Consider the following 5,485-nt stretch of genomic DNA (forward strand, 5'->3'; position numbering starts at 1 on the left):
ATAGGAAAGATTAAGCAATATTAACAACAAAATTTGCTTGCAGAAGCATCTTCAAAGAACCACAACTACTGAATAACTAGTTCTTCCAGAAATACCTAACAGCAATCCTTACTCTAATGTTAAAGCTATTAATGTCCTTTCTCAAACCCATTCTAAACTTCTTAAGACATTTACCTTTAAATTGCTTATAGATTATTTTCCCAAGCGTTGTTATTAATCCAAAAGAACTCCTTACACCAAAAGCAAGTACCATAGAACTATATGCAAGACAATTTTGGGTAATTTGGCACAGTGCATTGACTAATGAGTCTAAAATAACTAGCGTTTATTGGTTTTGTATCACTTATTGCTTTTCTATGATCTGCCATACTAAAACAGATCCATACCTTTCCATCATCGACTGATAATGAAGAAGAGATTAGAGAAAGTATAGAGGTCTATAAAACCCACTTAGAAACAATAATTTCTGATATATCTCCACCTACACAAAGAAATGTTATAACTATTCCAACTACCTCCATTGCTATAGGTAAACCAAATAAAGAATCAAGAAAAGCTGTACATATTTTGAAGCTCTTTCCCATTAGCAAGACAACTTCTTTCTGTATATTAAAGAAAATTATTATTGAAAAATTGGATCCCAGCAGCAAATCACTACCTATTCCAAACACATTATCTTTTTTATAAAATTAAATAATGGGTAATGCAAAATTATAGAACAGACATATAGCCACTGAAGCAAGTATTAAAAAGATACTGTTTTTAATAAGAAAAAACTTGATAAAATTAAAAACACAGAAAAGATAAGGATACGATTAATGAAAAGAAGAATTACATGAAATAGTAATTCTTCTTTTCTCATAAGATTAATATCAAGAATTACTGCTAGCAATTTTGCTATAACCTACACCCATAAACACACCTACTGGTTCGCCTGATGCGGTGCTTCCATAGCATCAAGCTCACCTAAGTCTGTGTCTACACCTTCTTCATCTACTGGGATTTGTCCTACTGAACTCGTAATACCAGTCATTAGTATTCGAGCAGCTGCACTAGTGAAATAAAGAGCTGTTGATGCACTAGCCACTCTTTTAGTACTGTCACTAACTGGAGAAAAAGGATCTGCTATAGAAGATAATAGAACACCCGTGCCCAAGCCAGAAGCTCCTAATAATAGTCCATCCTGCAAAGCTAACGTTAATAACTGTTTACTTTTTACAGAAGTACTTCTGAGATTAGAAAACCTTTGTGATGTATATTGCTTATATATTATTTTTCCAACAGTTGCAGTTAATACCACGGCACTTCCTACACCAAAAACAATCATCATTTTACTACAAGCATTAAGGCCTAAATTACAATTTGAAGGTTCTATTGCATCTTCACATGTTGTCGTATTAACTAAATATTTTTTAGCAATATTAGTCAGGTTAGCAATGTCAGAAGCCTTATCCCAACACAACACATCCAATCTATCTGACAAACCTTGCTCTCCATCTCCAAGATGCCCTGGCTTTGTGCCCTCTGGGGCATCTTGACACATCGATTGTTTTTTTAAATTAGTTATATCTTTAGAAGATATTGCTGAGTTACTAGACTTACCTAAAAGTAAAGTACTCTCTGTTGTACATTTTATTATTTCATTTAACAGCCAAAAACTACCATTCCATGACATAAATATATATTCATCATGTGTTGTACTATCACTAATTGAACAAGAAGGAAGTGATGCACAAGAAAATTCTTTCTGATACTGAGATTTTCTTAAACATTGCAGGCCATCCATTGAATCATTGCTTCTCTTATTTAGACATGGCACAAAGTTATTTGTTGTCCACCCAGTCCATGTGTTTATCTTTTGCGAAAGTAAATGATCACCCATTTTCATGCATACTACCATGTTGCCATCATTTTTTTGCGTTTGTGAGACATTAGCAGATAGAGTATCAATAACAACTTCCATCACATCCTGACCTGCACACACAGATGTTGCAGCTATACCAAAAACACCCATAGCACATGCTAAACCTACTGAAGAATCAAGAAAAACTGTACATGCTTTTGCACATGTTCTTATGTTGTTTGATACATTAGCTTGCAGTTCTGTCCAACTAGAAGGAAATTGCCTTCCTGTATAACTGCCTATATGGTCATTGAAAGATTGGAATCCTATAAAAAGCCCATTACCTATTCCTGTCATACTACCCCCTTTTACATACTTATTAAAATATTTTTTTTAAATTATTAGGTTAAAAATACAATATTTAACTTATTAGTTTGTTATAAAAAAATCTATTTATCAATATGTTTTTTAATTAAAGCTTATTAATTCAAAAGTAAGAAATAGCTACATGATCCTTAGAGCATTTAGTAACAGAGATATTTTTTAGTAAAAGTACACTTTATCATGAAAAATTTTGGATAATGAATAATCTACAAGCTAATACATTTAGCCTTCTGCAAAAGGCTAGAATGATATAATGAGTTAACAAAAAGTAAGGATTTTCAATATTATTTGATCTTCCTTATTCAGAGAACACCCAAATTATTTTTTATTAAATAACCTGGGCAAAAAGATATACTTAATACCCCCCAAAACCTACTTTGAGAAACTTCTAACAACAAAGTCTTTTTGTAAAGGGTCTTCTGTACCATCCTCAGCAATTACAGTAATAGCTTCTTGTTCTGAAGCTGCTAAATTTCTGCTCTTTCTAGAAAAACTTTTAGACTTCTTAGGACTTTTAGCTTTCCATTGCTTATAGATTATTTTACTAAGAATAGCTGTTAACACCAATGCACGTCCAACACCAAAAGTAATCATCATAGTATTACAAAGAAGATAAATATTCTCTTCTACAGGCATTGCTGTTGTTACTGGTATAGCAGTAGAAAATGAAGCTGGTGTACTTACATTAGACAATTAGTAGTATAAGTAAAATATTTGGGATATGTTCTCTTTACATTCCCTGAGCTCGCCCAACAATATACCCCTCTATCTATTCCATCATAAATATCACGAGTATCTGTAGAATTCCATACAAACATAGGATGACATCCACGCAGAGCGAGCTATTTTGCTCCATTTGGATCTGATGCACTCAACATTGTGAATACCTCTTTCATCATACAATATAGTTGGTTACTCAGCTGCCACAGCTCTTCTCGACTTTTACCCAAATACACATAACTTAAATAACGCTCGCTTGCGTTATAATTTTTATATCCAGTCCAATTAGTTGCTTGACATTATAGATGTATAGGGATTTTTACCTTTATATTCTTTTAATTAAATACAATAGACCTCGATTGGCACAATAATATTACTATGTTGATATACAACGTATTCACCTATAGTCCAGCCTCCTGCCTCTGCAACGTTTTTCATGTCCAGGTGCAAATAAATTCCCTTCAGCACATACATAAACTAACTCATCATTACTTGGAGGGGTAGAGGGATAGCTGTAATAGATGGAAGCAATGTACTAATACTAACTTCCACAATATCTTCACCTACACAAAAAGATGTTGTAACAATTCCAACTACGCCAATAGCTATAGCTAAACCAAATGAAAAATCAAGAAAAGCTGTACATATTTTGAGACATTATCTTTGAACTCTTTCCCACTAGCAAGACAACTTCTTCCTGTATATAAAGAAAATTATTATTGAAAGATTGGATCCCTACAGCAAATCCATTATCTATTCCTATCATATCACCTCTTTTATAAAATTAAATATGAAGTATATACAATTTATTCTAAACAAATTAAAAATTCAGAAATAGGAAAATAACACCTGAAACACTTGCTAGGAATAGATTTTTGTTAACAAGAAGAAAGTTTTTTAGAAAAGATAAAAACTTGATGAATAAAAAGAAGGATTACATGAAATAGTAATCCTTCCTGTTTTATAAGATTAAGAAATATTAATAACAAGACTTTCCATTAAAGGCATCCTTTAGGACTATCTTTAACTATAACTACTGGAACAATTGCTCCCTCTCCACCCTCATCATCAGAAGTTTCAGCATCCTGTACTTGTGGTAATGAAGATGTGAACTTAGATAATTCTTGTACTCGTGCTTCTAGTGTTGATTCTTGCTTTACTGGACCAGTAATAAAATTACCTAGTAGTCGATTAGCTGCACTAGTCCAGTAAAGAACTGTTGATACCATAGCTACCTTCTTAGTACTTGAATCTATAGGACCACAAGAGGACAGTAAAGTACCTGTCCCTAAAGTAGAAGCACCTAAAAGAAATCCTTCTTCTAGGGTTAAAGCAGCGAAACTTTTTGCCTTTTTAGAAAGACTTTTAGGCTTCTGAACACCTTTAAGAGTACATTGTTTGTAAAGTATTTTACCAACTGTAGTCATTAATACTAATGCACTTCCAACACCAAAAGCAATCATCACAATATTACAAGAAGAAAATTTATCCTCTTCTGCAGACAAATCTGTTGTTAATGACATAGCAGTAGTATATGTATTTATTGTGGTTACAGCTGCTGTTAATGGCGTGGAAGTCGTAGTTGGAGCTAGTGTAGTGCTAATACCCAAAGGACAGTTAGATGTATCAGCAAAATATTGAGGATACCTTGCCTTCATATTATCTGCTTCATCCCAACAATACGCTCCTCTGTCAATTCCATCCGGCGCTTTAGTACTATCTTTAGATGTTTTTACAGATACAGGCGTACACATTGTTGTAGGCACTTTTTCTGATTTTTTAACAAATGACGCATTCAGCATAGAGTATACATTTTTCATCATACACTGCATACTATTGGATAGAGCCCATTTGTCTAACACGCTATCAACAAATACATAAGTTAAATAACGCTTTCTTGTGTTATAAGTTTCATCTCCAGTCCAATTCTTTGCTTGACATTGTGGAACTACTACATCAGGAAATTTCTTGTAATATTCTTGTAGAGAGATGCAAAAAATATCGCGATCTTGAATACTTCCTCCATATTGACAGATACCATATCCACCTACAGTCCAGTTGGCTGATTTAGTGGTATTTTGAGGATGTCCTGGAATCTTTGTACTCCCTTCAGCACATACATAAACTAATTCAGCATTACTTAGCGGAGAAAGGGTTGGTTGAGGGGTAGGTTGGGAGTTAGTAGTAACTGGTAATAATGTAGTAACAATAACTTCCGCCATATCCTCACCTGCACAAAGAGACGTTGCAACTATTCCAACTACCCCCATAGATACTGCTAACCCTAATGAAGAATCAAGAAAAGCTGTACATGCTTTTGCACATGTTTTCATGTTTCTTGATATATTAGCTTTAAGCTCTACCCAACTAGTAGGACATTGCCTTCCTGTATAAACCAAAAAATGATCATTAAAAGATTGGATCCCAGAAGAAAATCCATTACCTATTCCAGACATATTACCTCTTTTATAAAATTAATTTTTTTTTAAATTTTATACTAAAAAATTCAACATGTTATAGATGTAGTTTATTATAAAC

Annotated in this window: 5 protein-coding genes; all 5 read right to left on the bottom strand. The window is 33.3% G+C overall.

What is annotated here, in order from left to right; genetic code table 11:
- Nucleotides 1-437: 437 nt before the first annotated feature.
- Nucleotides 438-671, bottom strand: coding sequence for a hypothetical protein (locus CLAVI_RS05470; RefSeq protein ID WP_194844591.1), 234 nt, complete (start codon nucleotides 669-671; stop codon nucleotides 438-440).
- A gap of 251 nt (nucleotides 672-922) precedes the next feature.
- Nucleotides 923-2,200 carry a hypothetical protein gene (locus CLAVI_RS05475; protein ID WP_194844592.1) on the bottom strand — a complete coding sequence of 426 codons (1,278 nt, stop codon included), beginning with the start codon at nucleotides 2,198-2,200 and terminating at the stop codon, nucleotides 923-925.
- A gap of 399 nt (nucleotides 2,201-2,599) precedes the next feature.
- Complete coding sequence (locus tag CLAVI_RS05480) at nucleotides 2,600-2,920, bottom strand: hypothetical protein (RefSeq protein ID WP_194844593.1); 321 nt, start codon at nucleotides 2,918-2,920, stop codon at nucleotides 2,600-2,602.
- A 655-nt stretch (nucleotides 2,921-3,575) separates the two neighbouring features.
- Nucleotides 3,576-3,713, bottom strand: coding sequence for a hypothetical protein (locus tag CLAVI_RS05485; RefSeq protein ID WP_194844594.1), 138 nt, complete (start codon nucleotides 3,711-3,713; stop codon nucleotides 3,576-3,578).
- A 232-nt stretch (nucleotides 3,714-3,945) separates the two neighbouring features.
- Entirely contained in the window at nucleotides 3,946-5,403 is a 1,458-nt protein-coding gene (locus tag CLAVI_RS05490; protein WP_194844595.1) for a hypothetical protein, read from the bottom strand.
- Between the last annotated feature and the right edge of the window lie 82 nt (nucleotides 5,404-5,485).

The organism is Candidatus Clavichlamydia salmonicola, from assembly GCF_015356765.1.
Classification (GTDB): Bacteria; Chlamydiota; Chlamydiia; order Chlamydiales; family Chlamydiaceae; genus Clavichlamydia; species Clavichlamydia salmonicola.